Raw genomic sequence first — 22,411 nt, 5'->3', positions numbered from 1 at the left:
GGACAGTACGGAGCAGTTCGGGGGTGGGGAGGGGGAGTTGGGGGTGGCGGGAGGGGCTGGGGTGGTGATCGGCAGGTGGTGTTTCCAGCCCCTCACTACCGCGCCTCCACCCCTCACCTACCGCGCCTCCACCGCTCACCACCTCCGCCGTCCACTCCTCACCACCGCTGCCGTCCTCCCCGGTCACCACCTCCGCCGTCCCCCCCCGTCACCACCTCCGCCGTCCACTCCTCGCCTCCCCGGCCGTCCATCCGTCAGCGGGACCCGGCCGAGGCCCCCGCTTCCGCCTCCGTGCCCGCTCCGGCCTTCGCGCCCGATCCCGTCCCGGTGCCCTCCGCGCCCGCGCTCCCGGGGTCTCCGGGCGGCCCTCCGAGGGTCGCCTCGGCCGCGGTGTACAGGTCGGCCGGGCGGACGCCGTTCAGGGCCGTGACCAGGTGGCCGTCGGGGCGGATCAGGAGGACGGTGTGGGCGCCGGCGCCCGGGTAGTCCTCGGCGACCAGCAGCTCGGCGGGATGGGGGAGGGCCGTCACCGCGGCGGCCAGCCGGGGCATGATCCCGGCGGTCACCCAGTGTCGCCGCTCCCACACACCCGTGCCCGGCGCGATCAGCAGCACCAGGAGCGCGCCCCGGCCGAGCCGGTCCCGCAGCCGCACGAAGGAGCCGTCCTCCGCGGTCACCCGTACGTCGACGACCGGCGATCCGGGCGGGGTGTCCACCGGCACCTCGCCCTCGAGGTGCCGGGGCGCGAGCGGTGACCCGGCGTACGAGCCCGGCGCGCCCAGCGGTCCGCGCCCCAGGTGGCCGTCGGTGAGCAGCAGGTCGTGGCCGCGGGCGGCGCCGGGTACGTAGCCGCGCAGGCCTCCGCCGCCGCGCAGCAGCGGCAGGGTCTGGTCGGCGGCGCGCAGCCGGGCGGCGACGACCGCGCGCCGCTCGGTCTGGTAGCTGTCCAGCAGCGCCTCGTGCGGCCCGTGGTGCCAGGCGAGGGCCAGTTTCCAGGCGAGGTTGTCGGCGTCCCGGAGGCTCTCGTCCAGCCCCTGTGTGCCGAACGCGCCGAGCAGATGCGCGGCGTCTCCCGCGAGGAAGACCCGACCGACGCGCCAGCGCCGCGCGAGCCGGTGGTGGACGGTATGGACACCGGTGTCCAGGAGCTCGTACGGCGGTGTCGAGCCGTTGGTCCAGCCCGCCAGGGTCTCCCGGACGCGGGCCACGAGGAGCTCGGGTGTGACGAGGTCCTTGCCGGGCGGCAGCAGCCAGTCCAGGCGCCAGACGCCGTCCGGCAGCGGGCGGCCGGTCACCTCGCCGCCGGAGGGGCCCGTCGTCCGCCACGGCGGCAGCCGGTGCAGCAACGCATGGTCGGGCCAGGGGAGTTCGGTGCGCAGAGCGGCGACGGCGTGGCGTTCGACCGCCGTACGGCCCGGGAAGCGGATGTCCTGGAGTTTGCGCACCGTCGAGCGGGGGCCGTCGCAGCCGACCAGGTAACTGCCCCGCCACCAGGTGGAGTTGGGGCCGCGGGTGTGCGCGGTGACGCCCGAGGGCTCCTGCTCGACGGTGTCGAGGCGGCTGTCGGTGGCGACCTTGACCAGCCGCTCGCCCGCGAGGGCGGCGCGCAGGGCGCCGGTCAGTACGTGCTGGGCGATGTGCAGGGGGGCGGGGCCGCCGGACTCGACGACATCGGCGCCGTCGGCCTCGTCGGGGACGCCGTGGTCATCGTCGTAGAACGTGATCTCGCGCATCACCTGTCTGCGCCGCATCGACCGCCATCCGGCCCAGTGGGTGCCGGTGTCGGCGAGGGGGCGGCCGGTGAGGCGTTCCATGAGGGCGGTGGTGTCCTCGCGGAGCACAACCGTGCGGGCGAGGCGGGGTTCGTCCTTGCCGGGGCCCTCGTCGAGGACGACGCACGGCACCTCCTGACGCGCCAGCGCCAGGGCGAGCGTGAGCCCTACGGGCCCCGCTCCGACGATGATCACCGGGTCCACGGCGCGGCGCCCCCTGCGCACGGCGGTGTCCCCAGGGACATATGTGAACACAAGGTTGGAGCAGGGTGCACGATCACAGAACGTATGCAACCTATTGCCGGTGCTTGCGTCAAGTGACAAGGGGCAGTGGCGATCATGCCACTGCCCCCGTTTCGCTGTGGGTTATTGACGGATCATCAGAGGCCGCCGCTGTTGGAGCCCGAGCCGAAGGAACCGCCGACCTCGGCCGCGTTGAGGTCGTCCACCTTCCCGGCCCCGAGCACCGCCCCCGTGCTCCGCTTGCTGCGCCGCAGCCGCTTCTCCAGCCAGCTCGCGAAGCTGGTGAGGATGAAGTTCACGATGATGTAGATGATCGCGACGACGATGAAGCTGGGGATGACGTTCGCGTAGTTGGCCGCGAGCGTGCCGCGTGTGTTCAGCAGGTCGGTGAACCCGATCATCACGCCGCCGAGCGCGGTGTCCTTCACGATGACGACCAGCTGGCTCACGATGGCCGGCAGCATCGCCGTGACGGCTTGCGGGAGCAGGATGGTCCGCATGGTCTGGCTCTTGCGCAGACCGATCGCCTGGGCGGCCTCCGTCTGCCCCTTGGGCAGGGACAGGATGCCCGCACGGACGATCTCGGCGAGGACGGACGCGTTGTACAGCACCAGGCCGGTGACGACCGCGTACAGCGGCCGCTCCTCGCTGCTGACGCCCGTGGAGCGGGCGAAGAACTCGTTCGCGAACAGGATCAGCAGCAGGACCGGGATGGACCGGAAGAACTCGACGACCGCGCCGGCCGGGATCCGCACCCAACGGTGGTCGGACAGACGGGCGATACCGAAGAACGCACCCAGTGGCAGCGCGATGACCATCGCCAGCGCCGCGGCCTTCATGGTGTCGGCGAGGCCGGGAAGCAGGTAGGTCGTCCAGGCCTCGGACTGGGTGAAGGGCTTCCACAGGGCCCATTCCAGCTGGCCCTTGTCGTCCATCACACGCCAGACCCACCACAGCACCAGGGCGAGTACGGCGAAGAAGACCACCGAGAAGATGATGTTGCGCCGCTTGGCCCTGGGGCCGGGGGCGTCGTAGAGAACGGAGGTCATCGCTTCACCGCCAGTCGCTTGCTCAGCCAGCCGAGGAAGAGGCCGGTGGGCAGGGTCAGTACCACGAAACCGAAGGCGAAGACCGCGCCGATGAGCAGCGTCTGCGCCTCGTTCTCGATCATTTCCTTCATCAGCAGTGCGGCTTCGGCCACGCCGATCGTGGCGGCCACCGTGGTGTTCTTGGTGAGCGCGATCAGTACGTTGGCCAGCGGGCCGATGACCGAGCGGAACGCCTGGGGCAGCACGATCAGGGAGAGGACCTGGATGAAGCTGAGCCCGAGGGCGCGCGCCGCCTCTGCCTGTCCCACCGGCACGGTGTTGATGCCGGAACGCAGCGCCTCGCAGACGAAGGCCGCGGTGTAGGCGACCAGGCCGAGTACCGCCAGCCGGAAGCCCTGGAGTTCGAAGTCGTCCGGCGCCCCCATCGTCACGCCGAAGATGTCGGCGAGACCGAGCGAGGTGAAGACGATAATGACCGTCAGAGGGATGTTCCGGACGATGTTCACGTAGGCGGTGCCGAACCCGCGCATCAACGGAACCGGGCTGACCCGCATGGCCGCCAGCAGCGTGCCCCAGATCAGGGAGCCGATCCCGGAGAAGACGGTGAGCTGCACCGTGACCCAGAAAGCGCCCAACAGGCTCGGGTCGTCATAGTCAGAAAGAAAATCGAACACGATCTCCCGCGCTTCCGGGTGTGTGACGTACGTGGCGGATGGGGCGCGCCGCCGCCGTGTTCGCGTCGTACGGCGGCACGCCTGAGAAACCCGCGTTGCTGCGGATCCGCGTGTGCGGAGGCCCGTCGGGCGGGCACCCGGCTGTTACGAGACGATGTCGCCGATCTTCGGCGCGGGCTCGTTCTTGTAGTTGGCCGGGCCGAAGTTGTCCTTGACGGCCTTGTCCCAGGCGCCGTCGCTCTCCATCTTCTCCAGCGCGGCGTTGATCTTGTCGACGGTCGCGGTGTCGCCCTTCTTGACGCCGATGCCGTAGTTCTCGTTGCTCAGCTTCAGGCCGGCGAGCTTGAACTGACCCTGGTACTGCTCCTGCGCGGCGAAGCCCGCGAGGATCGAGTCGTCGGTGGTCAGGGCGTCGACCGCGCCACTCTGGAGAGCGGCGATGCACTCCGAGTAGGTGCCGTTCTCCTTCAGCTGCGCGTCCGGAGCGAAGTCGTCCTTCACGTTCTGCGCGGAGGTGGAGCCGGTGACGGAACAGAGCTTCTTGTCGTTCAGGTCCGTCGCCTCGGTGATGTCCGAGTCCGCCTTCACCAGCAGGTCCTGGTGGGCCAGCAGGTACGGGCCGGCGAAGTCGACCTTCTCCTGGCGCTCCGGCGTGATGGAGTACGTCGCGGCGATGAACTTCACGTCGCCACGGGCCAGCGCGTTCTCGCGGTCCGCGCTCTTCGTCTCGACGAACTCGATCTGGTCCGGCTCGTAGCCGAGTTCCTTCGCCACGTACGTCGCGACGTCCACGTCGAAGCCGGAGAAGTCGCCGTTCGGCTCCTTCAGGCCCAGGCCGGGCTGGTCGTACTTGATGCCGATCTTGATGCTGCTGCCGCCGCTGGAGCCGGAGTCGCTCTCGTTGCTGCTGTCGTCGCCGCCACAGGCCGTCGCGGTCAGGGAGAGGACGAGCGCGGCCGCTGCCGCTGCGGTGACCTTGCGGAGCTTCATGGTGAACATCCTTCGTGTGAAGAGGAGGTGCCGTCGTTGCGGGTGGCGCGGCTCGTCGCCGGGGCGGCGAGCGCTCGTCGTGTGGTGCAGGAACCGCTCGTCAGTGGTGCAGGATCTTCGACAGGAAGTCCCTGGCGCGGTCGCTGCGGGGGTTGCTGAAGAACTGGTCGGGCGCAGCCTCTTCGACGATCCGGCCGTCCGCCATGAACACCACGCGGTTTGCGGCCGATCGTGCGAAACCCATCTCGTGGGTCACGACGATCATCGTCATCCCGTCGCGGGCCAGCTGCTGCATGACCTCCAGGACCTCGTTGATCATCTCCGGGTCGAGGGCCGAGGTCGGCTCGTCGAACAGCATGACCTTCGGACCCATGGCGAGCGCCCGCGCGATGGCGACGCGCTGCTGCTGGCCGCCGGAGAGCTGGGCCGGGTACTTGTCGGCCTGGTTGGCGACGCCCACCCGGTCGAGCAGGGCCCGCGCGTTCTCCTCGGCTGCCTTCTTGTCGGCCTTGCGGACCTTGATCTGGCCGAGCATCACGTTCTCGAGCACGGTCTTGTGCGCGAAGAGATTGAAGGACTGGAACACCATGCCGACATCGGCTCGCAGTCGGGCCAGCTCCTTGCCCTCCTGGGGCAGCGGCTTGCCGTCGATCGCGATATCGCCCGAGTCGATGGTCTCCAGACGGTTGATGGTGCGGCACAGGGTGGACTTACCGGACCCGGAGGGCCCGATGACCACGACGACCTCGCCGCGGGCGATCGTCAGATCAATGTCCTGGAGCACGTGCAACGCGCCGAAGTGCTTGTTGACGCTCTTCAGGACGACCAGCTCGCCTGTCGCGGCCACATCTTCCTTGGCCACCGATACTTCGGTCATCGCTTACTGGCTCCGTCCTCCTCGGTTTCGGAGGACAGTAGCTACCCTACGCGACCAGCGTCATTACATCTGAGGCGAATTTGAGTATCACGATCCGATAGCGGACCGACACGGGTCGTAGCAGGGCAGACCTGGGCGCGTATCGGCCGGGTAACGGAAGGCGCACACGGGTGGAACCCCCTTGACGGGGTCGGCGTCCATCGGCGTGACTGCCTTGGTGCACGCGCGCGTGCGCAGCAAGTGACGTCCAGTCGTTGATCTTTCTAACCTTAGAGACCGTACGCACGATGAACCGGAGGAGGCCGGGATGAGACTGCTCCTAGTCGAGGACGACAACCACGTCGCCGCCGCGCTGTCCGCGGTCCTCGCCCGGCACGGTTTCGACGTCACCCACGCGCGCAACGGCGAGGAGGCCCTCCAGGCCCTCGTCCCGGAGGGCGGCGGTTCCGAGGTCGCCAACTTCGGTGTGGTCCTGCTCGACCTCGGCCTGCCCGACCAGGACGGCTACGAGGTCTGCGGCAAGATCCGAAAACGCACCAGCATCCCGGTGATCATGGTGACCGCGCGGTCCGACGTCCGCTCCCGCATCCACGGCCTCAACCTCGGCGCCGACGACTACGTCGTGAAGCCGTACGACACCGGTGAACTGCTCGCCCGTATCCACGCCGTGAGCCGCCGCACCGTCGCGGAGGACGCCGGCGCCGGCGGCGAGGGCGCCCTGCTCCTGGGGCCCATGCGGATCGAGCTGCCCACGCGGCAGGTCACCGTGGAGGGCTCGGTCGTCCAGCTGACCCGCAAGGAGTTCGATCTGCTCGCCCTGCTCGCCCAGCGCCCCGGTGTGGTCTTCCGCCGGGAGCAGATCATCAGCGAGGTGTGGCGGACCAGCTGGGAGGGGACCGGGCGCACCCTGGAGGTGCACGTCGCCTCGCTCCGCGCGAAGCTGCGGATGCCGGCGCTGATCGAGACCGTACGCGGCGTCGGCTACCGGCTCGTCGCCCCGGCCGCCTAGCGGGTACGTGTGCGCACCAGGCTTCTGCCGCTGCTCATCGTCCTGATGGCGGCCGTACTGCTGGCACTCGGCGTGCCGCTCGCCGTCAGCACGGCCTCCGCCGAGCAGCAGAAGGTGGTCGTCGACCGGATCGACGACACGGCGTTCTTCGCGGCCGTCGCCCAGTTCGTGACGCCCTCCTCGTCCACCGTCCTGGACGAACGCCAGGAGACACTCAGCAGCGAACTCACCAGCTACCACAAGGTCTACGGCATTCGCGTCGGCGTCTTCTACCGCAGCGACGCGCCCATGGCGCACGCGCCCGGCGACTGGTTCCTGCCCGACGAGGGCGAGGTGCGCGACGCCTTCGACGAGGCGCTGCTCAGCCGGCGCAGCGACGATCCCGAGCAGGTGTGGCCGTGGCAGCGCGAGCGGCTCGTCGTCGCCTCGCCGGTGATCCGGGACGGCGATGTCGTCGCGGTCGTCGTCACGGACTCGCCGACCGGGCAACTGCGCTCCCGGATCCTGGAGTCCTGGCTGGTCATCGCCGCCGGACTGGTGGCCGCGATGCTGGTCGCGGTCGGTGCCGCGCTGCGGCTCACCGGCTGGGTGCTCAGACCCGTACGGATTCTCGACGCCACCACCCACGACATCGCCACCGGACGGCTGAAGTCCCGGGTCGCGGTGGCGGGCGGGCCGCCGGAACTGCGGCGCCTGGCCCGGTCGTTCAACGAGATGGCGGACAACGTCGAGGACGTCCTGGAGCAGCAGCGCGCCTTCGTCGCCGACGCCTCGCACCAGCTGCGCAACCCGCTCGCCGCGCTGCTGCTGCGGATGGAGCTGCTCGGCCTCACCGTGCCCGAGGCCCACGAGGAGATCGCGTCGGTCCAGGCCGAGGGCAAGCGGCTCGCCCAGGTCCTCGACGATCTGCTCGACCTGGCGCTCGCCGAGCACGCGGAGGCCGACCTGCGGCTGACCGACATCGGCGCGCTCACCGCGGAGCGGGTCGCGGCCTGGTCGCCGACCGCCGACGCCAAGGGGGTACGGCTCACCGGGGACTGCCCGCCCACCACCGCCTGGGTCGATCCGATCGCCCTGTCCAGCGCCCTGGACGCGGTGATCGACAACGCGGTGAAGTTCACCCCGGCCGACGAGACCGTCACGGTGACCGTCGCCCCCAATGGCGAGACCTCGACCATCGCCGTCGCCGACCGCGGCCCCGGCCTCACCGACGAGGAACTCACCCGCGTCGGCGACCGCTTCTGGCGCAGCGGCCGCCACCAGAACATCAAGGGCTCCGGTCTTGGCCTGTCCATCTCCCGGGCCCTGCTGGCCGCGGGCGGCGGCTCGATCACGTACGACCACCACGCCCCGCACGGGCTGCGGGTGACGGTGCGGGTGCCGCGCAGCGGCCCCGGGGCCCGGACGGACGACTACGGCTTCACGGACCGGTAGTAGCGGCGGGCGCCCTCGTGCAGCGCCAGCGGGTCCGTGTAGATCGCCGTGCGCAGGTCGACCAGCTGGGCGGAGTGGACGTGCGCGCCGATGCCGTCGCGGCTCTTGATCACGGTGCGGGTGAGCCACTCGGTGAGCCGGGGATCCATGTCCTTGCGGGTGATCAGCACGTTGGAGACCGCCATGGTGGGCACCGTGCTGCCGTGCTGGATCGACGGGTACGCCGACTCCGGCATGTTGGTGGCGCGGTAGTAGTGCGTGCCCTCGTCCTTGTTGTGCAGCCGGGCCACGAACCCGGCGTCGAGCGGCAGGAACTTGAAGCTGAAGGTGTCGGCCAGCTCGGTCAGCCCGTCCGTCGGCAGCCCGCCGGACCAGAAGAACGCGTCGATCTCGCCCCGCTCCAGCCGGTCGGGGGCCGAGTCGATGCCGTCGGACAGCGGGGTGATGTCGTTGCGCGGATCGATGCCGGCGGCCTCCAGCACCCGGTCGGCGATCAGCCGCACCCCGGACCGCGGCGGACCGACGGCCACCCGCTTGCCGCGCAGCGCCGAGATGGTGGAGATGCCCGAGGAACGCGGGACGACGATGTGCGTGTAGTCGTCGTACAGGCGCGCCACACCGCGCAGCCGGTCGGCGCCGGGACCGCCGTCCAGCTTGTACGTCTCCACCGCGTCGGCCGCCGCGATGGCGAAGTCCGCCGTACCGGCCGCCACGCGCGCGACGTTCTGCTGCGAACCGTCGCTGGTCTGGAGCTCGATCTTCAGGTCCGGCATGTCCCGGTCCAGCTCGGACCGCAGCAGCTCGCCGTACTCCTGGTAGACACCGCGCGGTGTGCCCGTACTGAAAGTGATCGTCCCGCGCGGTGGGTCCTCGCCCAGCGGGAGCAGCCACCACAGCAGCAGCCCCAGGACGACGGCGCCGGCGGTCGCGCCCTGTAGGGCGCGGCGGCGGCCGATCCGGGGGAGCACTCGGGACATGCGGGCGATCCTGCCAGCCGGGACGCGCCGGTGACCAGGGCCGGAATCACAACGAGACGTTCGGCGGCCGGGCCCGGGGCGTTGTCAGTGGCGGCCGTTACAGTCGCGGCATGAGTACCTCGCCCGCCGATCTGGTCCGTGAATTCCACCGCGTCTTCGGGCTGGACGCCCGCAGCGCCCCCGGTGAGATCTCCCCGGAGCTGGCCGCCCACCGGGGCGAACTGCTCGCCGAGGAGGCCGCCGAGGTCGCCGAGGTGGCCGTCGAGGGCCCGCTCGACCGGCTCGCGCACGAACTGGCGGACGTCGTCTACGTCGCCTACGGCACCGCGCTGGTGCACGGCATCGACTTGGACGCGGTACTCGCCGAGATCCACCGCTCCAACATGACCAAGCTGGGCCCCGACGGCCAGGTCGCCCGCCGCGCGGACGGCAAGGTGCTCAAGGGGGAGCACTACGAGGCTCCGGACGTGTCTGCGGTGCTGCGCCGCCAGGGCTGGAAGGCGGCCTCGGCGGCGGGTGAGAACAGGCCCTGACCACGGCCTGTGGACAACTGGAGCCGACGGAGAACAGCGCACTATTCTCGAACACCTGCCTCACTGACTGTGGGAGGTCGGTGACGGTACGACGTTTTTCGGCCAACGGGGGAGATGGCGTGCCACGTGGAGAGCGGCCACTGGAGTCGGGCGACGGACCGCTGGTGCGGTTCGCCGTCGAACTGCGCAAGCTGCGGCAGAACGCGGGCAACCCGCCGTACCGGAGGCTGGCCGAGCGCGCGCACTACTCGATCTCGACCCTGTCCAGCGCCGCGTCCGGACAGCGCCTGCCGACCCTTGCGGTGACCCTGGCGTACGTGCGCGCCTGCGGCGGCGACGTGGCGGAGTGGGAGCGGACCTGGCGAGAACTCGCGTTACAGCTGGGCGAGGCCGCCGAGCCGGAGACCACCGAGAACGAGGGGCGGCCGCCGTACGTGGGGCTGGCGGCGTTCCAGGCCCGGGACGCCGACTGGTTCTTCGGCCGCGAGCAGCTTGTCGCCGAGCTGACCGAACGGCTGGGCAGGCAGCGGTTCGTCGCGGTGCTCGGGGCGTCCGGGTCGGGCAAGTCGTCCCTGCTGCGCGCCGGGCTGGTCCCCGCGCTGGACGAGGAGGCCGCCGTGGTGGTGTTCACCCCCGGGGCGCAGCCGCTGGAGGAGTGCGCGATACGGCTCGGCGCGCAGGCCGGGGTGACACCGGGCGCGTTACGGACCGAACTCGCCGCCGACGCGCAGAACCTGGGACGCGTCGTCCGGCAGATCTCCGCCCGCCCCGAGCACAACGGCCGTGAAGTCGTCCTCGTCGTCGACCAGTTCGAGGAGGTCTTCACCCTCTGCAAGGACGAGGCCGAGCGGAACCGCTTCATCACCGCGCTCGTGACCGCCGCGACGGCCGAGGGCAGCACCTGCCGGGTGGTGCTCGGGGTCCGCGCCGACTTCTACGCCCACTGCACCGGCCACGCGCGGCTGGCCGAGGCGATGCGGGACGCGCAGGTGCCCGTCGGGCCGATGAGCCTGGAGGAGCTGCGGCAGGCGGTGGCGGGACCGGCCGGGCGCGCCGGACTCACCGTGCAGGGCGCGCTCCTGGCCACGCTGACCACGCAGGCCCACGGACAGGTCGGCGTGCTGCCGCTGCTGTCGCACGCGTTGCTGGAGACCTGGCGGCGACGGCGCGGCAACGCCCTGACACTGGAGGCGTTCCAGGCGACCGGCGGACTTGAGGGCTCACTCGCGCGGACGGCGGAGGCCTTCTACCAGGGCCTGGCGGACTCCCAGAAAGAGCTGGCCCGGCAGGTGTTCCTGCGGCTCACGGCGCTGGGCGACGGCACGGAGGACACCCGCCGGCCCGCCGGTGTCGAGGACCTGGAGGGGCTGACCGGCACCAACTGCGAGGATCTCGGCGTCATGCTGGACGGGGCCGCCCGCGCCCGGCTGCTGACGCTCGACCGGGACCGGGTCGAGCTGGCCCACGAGGCGCTGATCCGCTGCTGGCCCCGGCTGCACCAGTGGCTGGCCGAGGACCGGGAGGCGCTGCGCACCCAACAGCAGCTCAGCGACGCCGCCCAGGAGTGGCAGCGGCTCGGCCGTGACTCCGGCGCGCTGTACCGCGGCACGCGGCTGACGCTGGCCGCCGGGCTCTCGCAGCGCGTCCTGTCCACGGGTGAGCGCGCGTTCCTGCGGGCGGGCCTGGCCGCGCGGGCGGCCGAGGAGGCGGCGGCGCAGCGGCAGGCGCGCATCCAGCGCCGGCTTCTGGTGACTCTGGTGGTGTTGCTGGCGGTTGCCGTCACCGCGGGTGTCGTCGCGCTCGACCAGCGGTCGGCCGCGCTGGACGAGCGGCGCGTGGCCCTCTCCCGGGCCATGGCGGCCCAGTCGTCCGTCATGGCGGAGGGCCAGCCCGAGGCGTCGATGGCGTTGGCCGCGCGGGCGTTCGGCACGGCTCGTACGGTCGAGGCGCGCAGCGCGCTGCTGAGCACCCAGGCCGAGTTCTTCGACGGACGGCTGGCGGGCCACGGGGATCCGGTGAACGCGGTCGCCTTCCGGCCGGGCGGCGAGCAGGTGGCGACGGGCAGCTCGGACCGTACGGTCCGGATCTGGGACGTTGGCCGGCGACGGGTGGTCGCGACGCTGGAGGGACACCGCGGGATCGTCCTCACCCTCGCCTTCAGCCCCGACGGCAAGCGGCTCGCGGTCGGCACCGCGGACGAGCGGGTCCGGGTGTGGGACGTGGACCGGCGGCGCACCGTGACCTCCTTCTCCGGCAGTGCGCGCGGTCTCGCGTTCAGCCCGGACGGCAGGACGCTGGCGCACGGGGGATGGGACCGCCGGGTGACCCTCCGCGATGCCGGCACCGGCCGGACCGTCCGTGTTCTCTCCGGGCACGAGGACGCCGTGACCAGCCTCGCCTTCGACCCCACGGGCACACGGCTGGCCTCCGGCAGCGACGACCAGACGGTCCGGGTGTGGGAGGCCGACGACGCGCGCGCCGACCCGGTGGTCCTGCGGGGCCGCAGTGACGCCGTGAACAACGTGGCGTTCAGCCCCGACTCCAAGCTGCTCGCCGTCGGATACGCGAACCACACGGTCGCCCTCTGGGACACCCGCGGCGACCACCGCAGGCTCGCCGAACTGCGGGGCCACCGGGACCAGGTCAACAGCGTGGCCTTCAGCCATGACGGTGCCATGCTGGCCAGCGCCGGGGGCGAGGGCGTGGTGCTGCTGTGGGACGTGGCGGACCGCAGGGTGATCGCCCGGCTGCCCGGCCACACGGACTACGTGCTGGACGTGGCGTTCAGCTCGGGGGCGAACATGCTGGCGAGCGCCGGCTTCGACGGCACCGCCGTGCTGTGGGACCTGGACCGGTCGGTGATGATCAGCCATCCGCTGCGCGAGGTCGGCGCCCTGGCCCTCAGCCACGACGGCCGCACCCTCGCCGTCGCCGGGGACAACGCCGAGGTCGAGCTCTGGGACCCGGCCGAGCGCCGGCCCGCGGCGACACTGACGGGTCTCACGGGGATCGTACGGTCCATGGCGTTCAGCCCGGACGGCCGCACCCTCGTCACGGGCGGCAGCGACGGCACGGTCGGATTCTGGGACGTACGGACCCGCCGCCGCACGGGTGTGCTGCCCAGGCACACCGGCGCCGTCCACGCCGTGGCCTTCAGCGCGGACGGCCGCACGCTCGCCACGGCGGGCGCCGATCCGACGCTCAGGATCTGGAACGTGGCCGACCGCAGCAGGATCGCGGCCCTGGAAGGACACGACGACTACGTCAACGCCGTGGCGTTCAGCCCCGACGGACGGTCCCTGGCCACCGCGAGCGACGACGGCACGGCACGGCTGTGGGACCTGGGCGCCCGCCGCACGACGGCGGTTCTGAAGGGCCATGCCGGGGCGGTGCGGTCCGTGGCGTTCAGCCCGGACGGCCGTACCCTCGCCACGGGCAGCAACGACGGCACCGCGCGCCTGTGGGACATGAAGCCCCGCCGGGCGGCGAAGGTGCTGAGCGGGCACACCGGAGCGGTGCGGTCCGTGGCGTTCAGCCCGGACGGCCGCACCCTCGCCACGGTGAGCAACGACGGCACGGCCCGGGTGTGGGACCGTGCCGACGCAGGTATCAGAGTGCTGCTCTCGGGCCACACCGAGGCGGTGTCGGCGGTGGTCCACACGGCGGACGACCGGCTCCTGACGGGAAGCACCGACGGCACCGTGCGGATCTGGGACATGGACGAGGCCCGGCGCATCGGCTACATATGCCGTGTCGTCGACGCGTCCGACCGTCGGCAGGAGTCCGCCTCGGAATCGGGGGCCGATTCCGAGGCGGGAGCCGGCTCGGATGCGGGAGCCACCGAACAACTTCCCTGCCCCTGACCGCCCCTGTCACGCGAAGCGCACGTTGTCCTTCGTGAACCCGCGCCCGATGACCACGTCACCGTTCCACGGCATCTCGGCGAAGCCGCCACCGTTGTGCCAGGCCTTCAGGTCTCCGTTGGCCTGGACGCTGGCGAGTTCGGCGCGGCCGTCTCCGTCGAGGTCGGCGAAGTTGACGTTGTCCTTGGTGAAGCCGCGTCCGATGACGGCGTCACCGTTCCAGGGCATCTCGGCGAAGCCGGCCCCGTTGCGCCAGGCCTTGAGGTCGCCGTTTGGCTGCACGGACACCAGCTCGGACCGGCTGTCGCCCGACAGCGACGCCCCACTCGGGCGGCCGTCGACGATGTTGTGGTAGCGGTACGGCTTGAACTGGCTCGGAGTGCTGAAGTAGGGGTACGGGATCTTGCGGTAGACCGTGTTGGCGTCGCCGGACTGCTCGTAACCCCAGTACGAGGACTGCCCGTCGTCGGCCCACTTGTCGAAGAGCACAACGTGGCGGGTGTTGGAGTTGCCCTGGGCGTCGAGCAGGATGTCGCCGGTCTTCAGATCGCCCTTGGCGATGGGGTGGCTGAAGTCCAGCAGGCCCACCGTGTTGGGCCCGGGGCCCGGGAGCCCCCAGGCCATCGACACGTACCCCGAACAGTCGGTGCGGTAGGTGCCGTACTCGTTGGTGTGGGTGGCGTGCTGGTCGTACGGCACCGTGGGCCGCAGCCAGCTCCGGGCCCGCAGGACGACCTCGTCCCGGGTGATCTGCGGGGCGGCGGCGAGCGCGGCCGCGTCCACCGTCGTCCGCGGGGCGGACGCCGACTCACCGCCGACGGCGGCCGGTTGGGCCGTCGCGGACGGGGCCGCGGTCAGCAGTGTCGCGAGGGTGACCGTCGTCGCGACGGCCCATCTGGTGGCGCGGGCGCTCTTGTTGTTCTGCATGTGTCTCCCCCTGAGCGTGGTGTTCCGGTGACGGGGTGTACGTGTCCCCGCGACGCGTGGTCGGTGGCGTCGCGCTCCGGTGAGCCGGTCGAGGGCTCCCTTGGCCAAAGCTGACCACGCCGGGCGTTGTTCGGGTTCGGTGCCCGGCGCCGAACAAACGGATACCGAACAACGGCAGCGGGCCGTACACGCGTTGACCGCGCGGGCACAGCAGGGGGAGAGGTGGCCGCCCGCCCTTCCGGGCGGACGGCACTACGTTGCGGATCCGGCCTGGACGGTCTCGCTGCCCGCGAGCTTCCACTCCCGGTGCAGGGTGCCCAGCGGGATGTCGTGCAGGATGATCGGCGTACCGAAGACGGACAGCTGGAGGCGGAGCGTTCCCTTGAGGTCCACGCCGCCGTACACGCCCCAGACCGCCGGGTCGCCGGAGGTGTCGACCGAGGCCTCGCCGCGCAGATACGGGGCCAGGTCGGCGAGGACGCCCACAGTGCCGTAGAGGCCGACACCGGCCTCGGCGCCGAGGACCGCCTTGACCTTGCCGGCCGCCGTGACCGACGACTTGACCGGCGTGCTCGTCATCTCGGCGGAGCTGACCGGCTCCCAGCCCTCGGACAGGCCGAAGGAGCCGCCCGCCTCGAAGTCGCCCGTGAGGCTCTGTTCCATGTCGACGGTGACACTGCCGTCGCCGCTGATCTCCAGGTAGCACTTCAGGTCGAGGTTGACCACCACGGGCACCGGGCCGACCTGGAGGACCGGGTCGGCGTGCAGGGTGGCGAACGGGATCCGCAGCGGGGCCCGGGTGACCGCCGCGCGCCCCTTCAGGGCCCAGCCGGAGTCCCAGTCGCCGGAGACGCCCAGATACGCCGAGTCGGGAGCGGAGTCGGTGCCCGCACCGCCGTAGCGGAAGTCGACCTGCGGGGCGACCTGCACAAAGCCGGACACCGAGGCCGTCGCCGACACCGGGCCGGACTCGGCCTTCGGCAGCTTCGCCGTGACGTCGAGCCGCAGGCTGCCCAGCGGGACCGTGGCGCCCTCCGGGCCGACGTGTACGTCACCTGTCCTCGACCAGGAGACATCGACGTCGGGGAGGAGTTCCTCGACGTCGAAGGAGGCGGGGTCGACGGGCACCGAACCCTTCGCGGTGTCGTCGCCGAGCAGGGCGTTGAGCGTGGCCGGCTCGGTCTGGACCTCGGTGCCCCGGTCGGTCTGCCCGACGACCTCGGTGACCCGGGCGAGCAGGCCCTCGGGAGCGCCGGGCGCCGGGGCGCTGGCGATGACGTCACCGACGGCGGTGCCCCGCGGCGGCGCCGGGCTCTCGGCGCCGGGCGCGGGCGAACCGCCCTTGTCCTTCGGGGCGATGACGGCCCGCCGGGTCCGGCTGTCGTACGACGCCACCTTGAGGGACGTCCTGCGGGCGGTGGCCGGCTTGCCGGAACCGGCGGGGCTCGCGGTGGCCGCCGGGGTGTCCGCCGGGGCGGCGGCGACGGTCAGGGAGCGGTCGGCGGCGGCGGTCGTCTCGACCGTACGGGCGTCGGTGGCGCGGTCGGACGGGGGACGGTCGGCCTGCGGGGGAGCGGAGCAGCCGGCGGCGAGCAGAAGGCCGGCCACGGACACGACGGGGATCAGGGCACGCGAGTGCCGTACGCGTCTGCGCAAGGTCAGTCCAGGGGATGGTGGGGGGTGACGGGAACGACCGGCACGTCACGACACGGGCATGCGCCTCACAGGGAGGCATGCCCATGCTTCCTACTTGCCGGTAACCGCGCATGAGCATGCCACGAGCGACATGCGGCGGCTCCACATTCCCCCCACATCCTCAAGTGACCTGGCTCACCCAGGAGTTGGAGTGGGCGCCGGGCGCCTGCCGGGGAGTCGGGCGCCCACGGACGAGAGCCGGGCGTCCGTCGAGGAGGGTCGCGCGCCAGCCGACGAGGGTCGCGCGCCCGCCTGGCGAGGGTCGCGCGCCCGCCTGGCGAGCGCAGATCAGTCCCCCACGGTCATCCGCGCCGGCTCATGCCCCTCCTCCCGCCCCTCCGCCCGCATCTCCTGGCGGCGGCCCGCGCGGCGCCGGGTCCAGAGGGCGGCCAGGGGTTCCGTGTACCGCGCGGTGAGCGGGCCGACGACGACCAGGATGAGGACGTACGCCGTCGCCAGTGGACCCAGTGACGGTTCGATGCCGGCGGTCACCGCGAGGCCCGCGATGACGATGGAGAACTCGCCGCGCGCCACCAGCGCGCCGCCCGTCCGCCAGCGCCCCTTGACGGAGATACCGGCGCGGCGGGCCGCCCAGTACCCGGTGGCGATCTTCGTGGCGGCGGTGACCGCGGCGAGCGCGAGGGCGGGCAGCAGGACCGGCGGGATGCTCGCCGGGTCGGTGTGCAGCCCGAAGAACACGAAGAACACGGCGGCGAACAGGTCCCGCAGCGGGCTCAGCAGCGTGTGCGCGCCCTCCGCCACCTCACCGGACAGCGCTATGCCGACCAGGAACGCGCCCACCGCCGCCGACACCTGCAACTGCTGGGCCACACCGGCGACCAGGATCGTCAGGCCGAGCACCACGAGCAGCAGCTTCTCCGGGTCGTCGCTGGAGACGAACCGGGAGATCACCCGGCCGTAGCGCAGCGCCGCGAACAGGACGAGCCCGGCGACACCCAGCGCGATCGCCAGGGTGACGCTGCCCGCGGCGAGGCTCACACCGGCCACCACCGCGGTAACGATGGGCAGGTACACCGCCATCGCCAGGTCCTCCAGGACCAGCACGCTGAGGATGACCGGCGTCTCACGGTTGCCGATCCGGCCGAGGTCGCCGAGGACCTTGGCGATCACACCCGAGGACGAGATCCAGGTGACACCGGCCAGCACCACGGCGGCCACCGGACCCCAGCCGAGCAGCAGGGCGGCGGCCGCGCCGGGCAGCGCGTTGAGGGCGAAGTCGACCAGGCCGGACGGATAATGGGCCTTGAGGTTGGAGACCAGATCGCTCGCCGAGTACTCCAGGCCGAGCATGAGCAGCAGCAGGATGACGCCGATCTCGGCGCCGATCGCGATGAACTCCTCGCTCGCGCCGAGCGGCAGCAGCCCGCCCTCGCCGAAGGCCAGCCCCGCCAGCAGATACAGCGGGATCGGCGAGAAACTCAGCCGCGCGGCCATCCGGCCGAGCAGGCCGAGGCCCAGGATGATGGAACCGAACTCGATCAGCAGAACCGCGGAGGAGTGCACGGGTTCACTCCCGCCCGAGTATCGCCGCGGCCGCGTCGACACCCTCGCGGGTGCCGATGACGATCAGGGTGTCGCCGCCCGCGAGCCGGAAGTCCGGCGTCGGCGACGGAATGGCCTCGGCCCGGCGCAGCACCGCCACCACGGAGGCGCCGGTCTCGGTACGGAGTCTGGTGTCACCGAGCACACGGCCGTTCCAGTGCGAGGCGGCGGCCACCTCGATGCGCTCGGCGACCAGACCGAGGTCGGTCGTGTACAGCAGGTTGGCGCTGTGGTGCGACGGCTTCAGCGCGTCGATCAGCGAACCGGCCTCGGCGCTGGTCAGCCGCAGCGACTGGGCGCAGGAGTCGGGGTCGTCGGAGCGGTACACGCTCACCGTACGGGCGCCGTCGCGGTGGGCCACCACCGACAGATGGCGCTGTTCGCGCGTCATGAGGTCGTACTGGACCCCGATGCCCGGCAACGGCGTCGCCCTCAGGCGTGGAGCGGACACGTTTCTCTCTCCCTCGTACGTGCTGGGCGATCACTGATCGGATTTCGGGCGGCGCCGCCATGCTTTCACTCCCGCATACGGTGGCGACATGGGTGTTGTGACGGATATACGCGACCGCGGCCGAGCGGCGAGACTGCGCCGGGCGCCTCACCACCGGCCCCCCGGCACGAAGTCCGGCCCGGCGAGCGCCCCCACGACCGGAAGGAGCCGTGTCCGGAGCGTGTCCCTGTTCTGGCGGATCTTCTCGCTCAACTCCGTGGGCCTGGTCCTGGCCACCGCCCTCCTCCTGGGCCCGGTCACCGTCTCCACCCCCGTCCTGCTCGGCGAGGCCCTCGTGGTGCTCGCCGGACTCGCCGTGCTGCTCACCGGCAACGCCCTCGTCCTCCGTGTCGGGCTGCGGCCCCTCCAGCGCCTCGGCCGCTCGATGGCCACCGCCGATCTGCTGCGCCCCGGCGCCCGCGCCGAGGTCGCAGGACCGGCGGAGACGGCCGCGCTGATCACGACGTACAACACGATGCTCGACCGGCTGGAGACCGAGCGGGCGGGCAGCGCGGCCCGCGCGCTGTCGGCACAGGAACGGGAGCGGCACCGCGTCGCCCGGGAACTCCACGACGAGGTCGGACAGACCCTCACCGCGGTCCTCCTCCAGCTCAGGCGGGTCGCCGACCGGGTGCCCGGTGAGCTGCGCGACGAGGTGGCCCAGGCCCAGGACGCGACCCGGGCCGGCCTCGACGAGATCCGCCGGATCGCCCGCAGACTGCGCCCCGGTGTCCTCGACGAACTCGGACTCGTCAGCGCCCTGCGCGCACTCGCCGCGGAGTTCACCGCCCACGGCCTCACCGTCCGCCTCGACACCGCCGCCGACCTGCCACGGCTCACCGGCGAGACGGAACTCGTCCTCTACCGCGTGGCCCAGGAGGCCCTCACCAACACCGCCCGCCACTCCGGCGCCGACCGCGCCGAACTCCGTCTGCGCGCCCTCCCCGACGTCGGCGAGGGCGCCGTCGAACTGCTCGTCCGGGACAACGGCCACGGCATCGGCGCCGCCTCCGAGGGCGCCGGCATCAGCGGCATGCGCGAACGCGCCCTCCTCGCCTGCGCCCATCTCACCCTCGGTTCCGGACCCGGCGGACACGGCACGGAGGTGGGCCTACGGGTACCCGTCCGGGCGTCAGGAGTCGAGGTGGCGGTCCGATGACGGTCCCGCCGAAGGCGACCCGCGTCCTCCTCGCCGACGACCACACCCTCGTACGCCGGGGAGTGCGGCTCATTCTGGACGGCGAGCCCGATCTGACCGTGGTCGCGGAGGCCGGTGACGGCGCCGAGGCGGTGGAGCTGGCGCGCGCCGGGCACGTGGACCTTGCCGTGCTGGACGTCGCCATGCCCCGGATGACCGGACTACAGGCGGCGCGCGAGCTGTCGCGCCGGCTGCCGGGACTGCCCATCCTCATCCTCACCATGTACGACAACGAGCAGTACTTCTTCGAGGCGCTCAAGGCCGGGGCCTGCGGCTATGTCCTGAAGTCGGTCGCCGACCGGGATCTCGTCGAGGCGTGCCGGGCCGCCGTACGGGACGAGCCGTTTGTGTACCCGGGGGCCGAGCGGGCGCTGGTCCGGTCGTATCTGGAGCGCCTCCAGCGGGGCGACGCGCTGCCCGCGCGGGCGATCACCGAGCGCGAGGAGGAGATCCTCAAGCTGGTCGCCGAGGGGCACACGTCGAAGGAGATCGGTGAACTGCTCTTCATCAGCGCCAAGACCGTCGAACGGCACCGCGCCAACCTGCTCCAGAAGCTGGGGATGCGGGACCGCCTGGAGCTGACGCGGTACGCGATCCGGGCCGGGTTGGTGGATCCCTGAGCCGCCCCGCCCGCCCGCACCGCTCACCGCGCCGCCCCGCCCCTCGCCCGCCCGCACCGCTCACCGCGCCACCTCGCCCCTCGCCCGCCCGCACCGCTCACCCGGGTGACTGGACCGGCGTCGCCCCATCCCTCATCATGACGCCGCCATGACAACGTCACACCGTATCCCCCAGGACGGTCACCGTGCGCGGATCCTTCGTCAGGGCCACTCTGGCCGCCGTACTCCTGCTCGCGGCCCCCGTGCCCGCGGCGGCCTCCGCGGAGCGGCCGACCCCCGCCCAGGCCCCCGCCCTGGCCCCCGCCCCGGCCACCGCCCCCGCCCCCGCTCCGGCCCCGACACCGGCTGAGGCCGCCGCCGACTGGACCGCCCCCCTCAGCACCCGCGGCCGCTGGATCGTCGACGCGAACGGCGACCGCTTCAGACTCCGCTCCGGCAACTGGCACGGCGCGAGCGGCACCTGGAACGGCTCCGGCAGCACGGCCGACGACGCCAACCACCACGCCGGCGAGAACTCCGGCCGGATCCCGCTCGGCCTGGACCGCGCGCCCATGGGCGAGATCGTCTCCGGGTTCCGGGAGATCGGGATCAACAGCGTCCGGCTGCCCTTCTCGAACGAGATGATCCGCGACTCGGTCCCCGTCACGGACGACGCCGTCGCAGCCAACCCGGCCCTGCGCGGCAGGACACCGCTCCAGGTGTACGACGCCGTGGTCGGCGCCCTCACCGACGCCGGACTCGCCGTGATCCTCAACAACCACACCAACACGACCCGTTGGTGCTGCGGGGTCGACGGCAACGAACGCTGGAACGCGAGCCAGTCCGCCGAGACCTGGGAGAACGACTGGCTGTTCATGGCCCGCCGCTACAAGGAGAACAAGCGGGTCGTGGGCGCCGACCTCTACAACGAGGTCCGCCGCAACATCTGGGACGACCCCAACTGGGGCCTCGGGAACAACCACGACTGGTTCGCCGCCTCCCAGCGCGTCGGCGACCGCATCCTCACCGAGGCCAACCCCGATCTGCTGATCGTCGTCGAGGGCATCAACTGGACCGGCATCCCCATCGACGGCTTCGCCCACGAACGCCCCACCCTGGAACCCGTACGACGTCTCTCGCACACCCTCGTCGACTCCGGCAAACTCGTGTACGCGGCCCACTTCTACGACTACACCGGCCCGAACCACAGCGGCGCGACCGGGACCGGCGAGACCACCGACCCGCGGTACCGGGACTTCTCGCCGGGCGAGCTGATCGACGTACTGAACCGCCAGGCCTTCTTCGTCACCGGCGAGCAGGACCAGCACTTCACCGCACCGGTCTGGATCAGCGAGTTCGGTGTCGGGGGCCGCGAGGAGACGGGTGCGAAGCAGCGGGCCTGGTTCGAGAACTTCGTCGACCAACTGATCCGCACCGACGCCGACTTCGCGTACTGGCCGCTCGTCGGCCGGCACGAGAACCGCACCGGCAACGGCTGGGCCCTGCTGCACTGGAACGCGGCGGGCAACCGGATGGGCGTGTACGACGGTGACGACTGGCGGGCCGGTGCGTGGCGCCGGCTTGTGCAGGCGCCGGGGCGGACCGGCCAGGTCGCGCCGGTCACCGAGTGGTCGATGCTCAGCCCCGACCACGGCGACTTCGTGCAGTCCCGGCGGATGCGGGCGCTGCCGGACTTCGACTCCGGTGCGCGCAAGGCGGTGTGCCCGGACGGTCAGCGGCTCGTCGGACTCGCGCACACCGGCAACCGCGGGCTCTGCTCCGACGTGACCGCCGGCGGACTGTGGGCGCCGGGCGGCGGCCACGAGGTGGTCGGGGACGAGCGGCACGTACGCGGCGACTGGGCCTCCGGGTACACCAAACTCCAGTGCCCCGAGGGGTCGTTCATGACCGGGTACGGCGTGCGCGGGGCCGCCGTCTCCTCCGCCCTGTGCGCCGCGGCCCCGTCCGGCCGGCTCGCCGGCAGCGGCCGTACGGTCTGGTTCGACCGCGGTGACAACCGGGGCCCGGCGCCCAGGGGCGGCGACTTCGCGAACGGCAGCTACAAGGGCCAGTGCGCCGACGACGAGTACGCGGCCGGGGTCGCCTTCACCGGCCGCGTCGGCTCGTCACGGACCCCGGACGCGCTCTACTGCCGCAAGCTCTGAGTCACCTGCGGCGGGTCGTCCCGCGTCCTACGGATAACTGGTCAGGTTGGCCACGTTCGTGGAGGAGTTGGACGGTCCGCCGCTGCCGTTCACGACATGACGGATGGTGCCGACACCGCCCAGCGACACGGTCACCATGCTGGTGAAGCGGACGTTGGGATTGTTCGGCGCCTCGATGGCGTTCTCGGCGGCGACCGCCGGATTGACGTTGAAGTAGCAGTAACTGCCCAGCCCGTACACCTGGTGGCTGGTGACGGAGTTGGCGACCTTGTAGGCGGCGTAGCCCTGGGTGGAGCCGTTCATCCAGGAGGCCTGGTTGGGCGGGTCGTAGGGCATCTCGTTCTGGTAGAAGT

Annotated in this window: 17 protein-coding genes and 1 pseudogene; 7 read left to right on the top strand and 11 right to left on the bottom strand. The window is 71.8% G+C overall.

All coding sequences use genetic code 11. The features are described 5' to 3' along the window. Positions 1-254 precede the first annotated feature (254 nt). The 5 genes from ACIQAC_RS39900 to ACIQAC_RS39880 form a co-directional block, all read right to left on the bottom strand. A complete protein-coding gene (locus tag ACIQAC_RS39900) occupies positions 255-1,976 on the bottom strand; it encodes an FAD-dependent monooxygenase (protein ID WP_402200550.1) in 1,722 nt (573 codons plus the stop codon). Between the two features lie 176 nt (positions 1,977-2,152). Continuing rightward, positions 2,153-3,064 (bottom strand): amino acid ABC transporter permease, encoded by a 912-nt coding sequence (locus tag ACIQAC_RS39895; protein ID WP_402200508.1) that lies wholly within the window; start codon positions 3,062-3,064, stop codon positions 2,153-2,155. Next, a complete protein-coding gene (locus tag ACIQAC_RS39890; RefSeq protein ID WP_402200506.1) occupies positions 3,061-3,738 on the bottom strand; it encodes an amino acid ABC transporter permease in 678 nt (225 codons plus the stop codon). Before ACIQAC_RS39890 ends, ACIQAC_RS39895 begins: the two co-directional genes overlap by 4 nt. A 144-nt stretch (positions 3,739-3,882) precedes the next feature. After that, on the bottom strand, positions 3,883-4,728 hold the full coding sequence (locus tag ACIQAC_RS39885; protein WP_402200505.1) for a glutamate ABC transporter substrate-binding protein: 846 nt from the start codon (positions 4,726-4,728) through the stop codon (positions 3,883-3,885). A gap of 100 nt (positions 4,729-4,828) precedes the next feature. Then, positions 4,829-5,605 (bottom strand): amino acid ABC transporter ATP-binding protein, encoded by a 777-nt coding sequence (locus ACIQAC_RS39880; protein ID WP_402200503.1) that lies wholly within the window; start codon positions 5,603-5,605, stop codon positions 4,829-4,831. Positions 5,606-5,912: 307 nt separating this feature from the next. Here ACIQAC_RS39880 and ACIQAC_RS39875 point away from each other — a divergent pair, with 307 nt between their 5' ends. Both ACIQAC_RS39875 and ACIQAC_RS39870 read left to right on the top strand, forming a co-directional pair. Then, positions 5,913-6,614 carry a response regulator transcription factor gene (locus tag ACIQAC_RS39875; protein WP_402200501.1) on the top strand — a complete coding sequence of 234 codons (702 nt, stop codon included), beginning with the start codon at positions 5,913-5,915 and terminating at the stop codon, positions 6,612-6,614. A gap of 9 nt (positions 6,615-6,623) precedes the next feature. After that, positions 6,624-8,048 (top strand): ATP-binding protein, encoded by a 1,425-nt coding sequence (locus tag ACIQAC_RS39870; RefSeq protein ID WP_402200499.1) that lies wholly within the window; start codon positions 6,624-6,626, stop codon positions 8,046-8,048. On the opposite strand, the gene ACIQAC_RS39865 is transcribed toward ACIQAC_RS39870, so the two are convergent. After that, positions 8,027-9,025, bottom strand: a complete 999-nt coding sequence (locus ACIQAC_RS39865; RefSeq protein ID WP_402200498.1) for a TAXI family TRAP transporter solute-binding subunit — start codon at positions 9,023-9,025, stop codon at positions 8,027-8,029. The genes ACIQAC_RS39870 and ACIQAC_RS39865 overlap by 22 nt on opposite strands. A gap of 110 nt (positions 9,026-9,135) precedes the next feature. On the opposite strand from ACIQAC_RS39865, the gene ACIQAC_RS39860 reads away from it, so the two are divergent. Together ACIQAC_RS39860 and ACIQAC_RS39855 are read left to right on the top strand one after the other, a co-directional pair. After that, positions 9,136-9,558: a MazG nucleotide pyrophosphohydrolase domain-containing protein gene (locus ACIQAC_RS39860; protein ID WP_402200496.1), complete on the top strand. Its 423-nt coding sequence runs from the start codon at positions 9,136-9,138 to the stop codon at positions 9,556-9,558. A gap of 119 nt (positions 9,559-9,677) precedes the next feature. After that, on the top strand, positions 9,678-13,421 hold the full coding sequence (locus ACIQAC_RS39855) for an XRE family transcriptional regulator (protein ID WP_402200494.1): 3,744 nt from the start codon (positions 9,678-9,680) through the stop codon (positions 13,419-13,421). A 9-nt stretch (positions 13,422-13,430) separates the two neighbouring features. On the opposite strand, the gene ACIQAC_RS39850 is transcribed toward ACIQAC_RS39855, so the two are convergent. The 4 genes from ACIQAC_RS39850 to ACIQAC_RS39835 all read right to left on the bottom strand — a co-directional run bounded on the left by ACIQAC_RS39850 (position 13,431) and on the right by ACIQAC_RS39835 (position 18,057). Further along, entirely contained in the window at positions 13,431-14,348 is a 918-nt protein-coding gene (locus ACIQAC_RS39850; protein WP_402200492.1) for a hypothetical protein, read from the bottom strand. Between the two features lie 252 nt (positions 14,349-14,600). After that, positions 14,601-15,956: a hypothetical protein gene (locus ACIQAC_RS39845; RefSeq protein WP_402200490.1), complete on the bottom strand. Its 1,356-nt coding sequence runs from the start codon at positions 15,954-15,956 to the stop codon at positions 14,601-14,603. Between the two features lie 375 nt (positions 15,957-16,331). Beyond that, the gene (locus ACIQAC_RS39840) at positions 16,332-17,567 is read right to left on the bottom strand and encodes a cation:proton antiporter (RefSeq protein WP_402200488.1); all 1,236 of its coding nucleotides are present in this window, start codon (positions 17,565-17,567) and stop codon (positions 16,332-16,334) included. Between the two features lie 4 nt (positions 17,568-17,571). After that, the gene (locus ACIQAC_RS39835; protein ID WP_402200486.1) at positions 17,572-18,057 is read right to left on the bottom strand and encodes a cation:proton antiporter regulatory subunit; all 486 of its coding nucleotides are present in this window, start codon (positions 18,055-18,057) and stop codon (positions 17,572-17,574) included. Positions 18,058-18,277: 220 nt separating this feature from the next. On the opposite strand from ACIQAC_RS39835, the gene ACIQAC_RS39830 reads away from it, so the two are divergent. From ACIQAC_RS39830 to ACIQAC_RS39820, 3 genes are all read left to right on the top strand, one after another. Beyond that, on the top strand, positions 18,278-19,255 hold the full coding sequence (locus tag ACIQAC_RS39830) for a sensor histidine kinase (protein ID WP_402200484.1): 978 nt from the start codon (positions 18,278-18,280) through the stop codon (positions 19,253-19,255). After that, the gene (locus ACIQAC_RS39825; protein ID WP_402200483.1) at positions 19,252-19,914 is read left to right on the top strand and encodes a response regulator; all 663 of its coding nucleotides are present in this window, start codon (positions 19,252-19,254) and stop codon (positions 19,912-19,914) included. Before ACIQAC_RS39830 ends, ACIQAC_RS39825 begins: the two co-directional genes overlap by 4 nt. A gap of 185 nt (positions 19,915-20,099) precedes the next feature. Continuing rightward, positions 20,100-22,058, top strand: coding sequence for a glycoside hydrolase family 5 protein (locus ACIQAC_RS39820; protein WP_402200481.1), 1,959 nt, complete (start codon positions 20,100-20,102; stop codon positions 22,056-22,058). 27 nt (positions 22,059-22,085) lie between these two features. On the opposite strand, the pseudogene ACIQAC_RS39815 reads toward ACIQAC_RS39820, so the two are convergent. After that, a pseudogene (locus tag ACIQAC_RS39815) lies at positions 22,086-22,411 on the bottom strand (coagulation factor 5/8 type domain-containing protein); the annotation flags it as partial.

The sequence above is a fragment of the Streptomyces sp. NPDC088387 genome, assembly GCF_044753385.1.
Taxonomy (GTDB): Bacteria; Actinomycetota; Actinomycetes; order Streptomycetales; family Streptomycetaceae; genus Streptomyces.
This window is presented reverse-complemented; position numbering and strand designations above follow the sequence as displayed.

Bases quoted from the DNA above. Each gene is read 5' to 3' on its own strand.
- ACIQAC_RS39885 (WP_402200505.1), bottom strand. From the start codon at position 4,728: ATGAAGCTCCGCAAGGTCACCGCAGCGGCAGCGGCCGCGCTCGTCCTC.
- ACIQAC_RS39895 (WP_402200508.1), bottom strand. From the start codon at position 3,064: ATGACCTCCGTTCTCTACGACGCCCCCGGCCCCAGGGCCAAGCGGCGC.
- ACIQAC_RS39865 (WP_402200498.1), bottom strand. From the start codon at position 9,025: ATGTCCCGAGTGCTCCCCCGGATCGGCCGCCGCCGCGCCCTACAGGGC.
- ACIQAC_RS39825 (WP_402200483.1), top strand. From the start codon at position 19,252: ATGACGGTCCCGCCGAAGGCGACCCGCGTCCTCCTCGCCGACGACCAC.
- ACIQAC_RS39850 (WP_402200492.1), bottom strand. From the start codon at position 14,348: ATGCAGAACAACAAGAGCGCCCGCGCCACCAGATGGGCCGTCGCGACG.
- ACIQAC_RS39875 (WP_402200501.1), top strand. From the start codon at position 5,913: ATGAGACTGCTCCTAGTCGAGGACGACAACCACGTCGCCGCCGCGCTG.
- ACIQAC_RS39880 (WP_402200503.1), bottom strand. From the start codon at position 5,605: ATGACCGAAGTATCGGTGGCCAAGGAAGATGTGGCCGCGACAGGCGAG.
- ACIQAC_RS39860 (WP_402200496.1), top strand. From the start codon at position 9,136: ATGAGTACCTCGCCCGCCGATCTGGTCCGTGAATTCCACCGCGTCTTC.